The sequence below is a fragment of the Aliidiomarina celeris genome, assembly GCF_003316875.1.
GTDB lineage: Bacteria > Pseudomonadota > Gammaproteobacteria > Enterobacterales > Alteromonadaceae > Aliidiomarina > Aliidiomarina celeris.
In genome coordinates this window covers 1-351 of sequence record NZ_QMIL01000029.1, presented here as the reverse complement: position 1 = coordinate 351, position 351 = coordinate 1, and the positions used below count along the sequence as shown (strand labels likewise).

Genomic DNA, 351 nt, shown 5'->3' with positions numbered 1-351 from the left:
CAGCGGCGCGGTCAGGTCATAGCGCAGCGCGAGCCAGTCCTGATCCTCTTCCTGCCAGGCGAAGACGCCGGCATTCGGGCGATCGACATCGGGCAGGTATTTGCCCAGCGCCTCGACCGTTTCCACCGCCGAGGTTTCCAGTGGGTCGAAGCCGTAACGGTGATAGACCTCGGTGATCGCGCGCAGCATCTCGGCGCGCTCGGTCACCTCGTGTCCGAAATAGTCGCGAAAGCCCTTGGGCGTTTCCGCGCGTGGCCGCCTGGGCCCCTTGTCCTTCGCCATGATCCCGCCCCCTGGGGCCTGCCAAATCCGTCGCGGGCGTGCTTAGCGGATGGGGCGGGGGGCGGCAAG

Annotated in this window: 1 protein-coding gene; it reads right to left on the bottom strand. The window is 67.5% G+C overall.

Annotated elements, in window-relative coordinates; genetic code table 11:
• Positions 1-282 (bottom strand): ATP phosphoribosyltransferase regulatory subunit (locus tag DQW12_RS13355; protein WP_198683967.1); only part of this gene is annotated, 282 nt, incomplete at its 3' end.
• Positions 283-351 lie beyond the last annotated feature (69 nt).